Source organism: Pedobacter sp. 01T416_2, assembly GCF_056398925.1.
Window position 1 is genome coordinate 1 of the sequence record NZ_JBFTQI010001049.1, and the last position, 1,566, is coordinate 1,566.

Annotated in this window: 3 protein-coding genes; 2 read left to right on the forward strand and 1 reads right to left on the reverse strand. The window is 38.3% G+C overall.

From position 1 onward, the window contains the following. Window positions 1–46: 46 nt before the first annotated feature. Window positions 47–736: a DUF3291 domain-containing protein gene (locus tag AC1DPQ_RS27220; RefSeq protein WP_477583426.1), complete on the reverse strand. Its 690-nt coding sequence runs from the start codon at window positions 734–736 to the stop codon at window positions 47–49. 131 nt (window positions 737–867) lie between these two features. Between AC1DPQ_RS27220 and AC1DPQ_RS27225 the strand changes: the two genes are divergently transcribed. Together AC1DPQ_RS27225 and AC1DPQ_RS27230 are read left to right on the forward strand one after the other, a co-directional pair. Then, window positions 868–1,347 carry a GAF domain-containing protein gene (locus AC1DPQ_RS27225; RefSeq protein WP_477583424.1) on the forward strand — a complete coding sequence of 160 codons (480 nt, stop codon included), beginning with the start codon at window positions 868–870 and terminating at the stop codon, window positions 1,345–1,347. 13 nt (window positions 1,348–1,360) lie between these two features. Beyond that, window positions 1,361–1,566 (forward strand): DNA-3-methyladenine glycosylase (locus AC1DPQ_RS27230; RefSeq protein WP_477611486.1); only part of this gene is annotated, 206 nt, incomplete at its 3' end.

Here is a 1,566-nt window from a genome sequence, read left to right on the forward strand (position 1 = left end):
GGATGCGGAAGTTCTGCTACTACTCTCATTTATTTTATATTTTAATTTATAATTCAACAGATACGCCATTAAGCGTGCCCCAGCTATCTACAATCGAGAACCGGGCAAACAACTCTTCCTTATACCATTCGCGCTCCCTGGTAAGCTTAATCACGTCAGAATGATCAAAAGATCTGTAAGCATAGTTTTTCATGCTATCAGCATCGGCCCAGATTGAAAAGGTAGCCTGATCGAAAAATGGATTTTCGCCAATACCTGCCGACAAGATAAAACCCGGAGCAGTGCGCATGGCATCAGCTGCTCTTTTAATATTCCGCCTAAACTCTTTTAACTTATTAAATTTAATTGCCGCCCTTGTAATTACAGCAATCTTACCCGTATGGGTATTACTTATTTTATCGGATTTAAATGGCTCTACTGCTGACCATAAGCCATGAGTAGATAAAGGGTTTAATAAGATAGTAAAACTTTCAATCCCAAAGAAACCAAACCATTTTAGCACAAAAGAACGACGATAAAAATCATCACAATCCCTCCGGTTATCCCAGGTGGTAAGCACGGCCCAATGTTTATAATCAGGAGCTAAATCTACCTGAGCATCTTTTCCGCTCCCCATTAACTTCCAGAACCTGCATCTCTTATTTAACCACAATGGCAACCGTAAAACAGCCATCCCTACAAATGCAAAAGGAACGGTAAGGCCAGGGAATTTGGTAATGGTTAAGGCTACAATCATAAACTCACGGTTAATGATGCCAAAACTAAGGATTTTAAGAATAGATTGTCATTCAAATTTTCGTCATTAAAATTCACTATTGCCTTACATCTCACAAATCATAATTAACTTTGATTATAGAAATAAAAAAAATGGCAGAAGACTTAACCATCACCAGAAATACATCAAAGGAAGAGCAATATCAATCGATCATCCCTCAGATAGACGCTTTACTTTACGGCGAAACCGATTTTATTGCAAACCTTGCAAACGTTGCAGCAGCACTTAAAGAACAGTTTAACTGGTTTTGGGTAGGTTTCTATCTGGTAAAGCAAGGTGAACTGGTATTGGGCCCATTTCAAGGGCCGGTAGCCTGTACACGGATTAAAAAAGGAAAAGGGGTATGTGGAGCCTCTTGGCAACAGGCAGAAACCATTATTGTTCCAGATGTTGAAGAGTTTCCTGGTCACATTGCCTGTGCATCTGCTTCTAAATCAGAAATTGTTTTACCATTAATTGTTAATGGTGAAGTGATAGGCGTTTTAGATGTAGACAGCGAAGTATTAAATAAATTCGATGAAACAGATAAGGCTTATTTAGAGCAAGTTATATCAATTATATTAAATAGATAGTTAAAGTAAAATATTGAAACTAAAAGAAGAATATTATCTAAATGAAGACGTGGTTAGTCTGGCTAAAGATCTGTTAGGCAAAATACTCTATACCAAAATTGACAACGAAATCACCGCAGGCATCATCGTCGAAACCGAAGCTTATTTTGGTGTAAAGGATAAAGCTTCGCATGCTTACGGCGGCCGCAGAACCAACCGAACAGAAACGATGTATAGCAA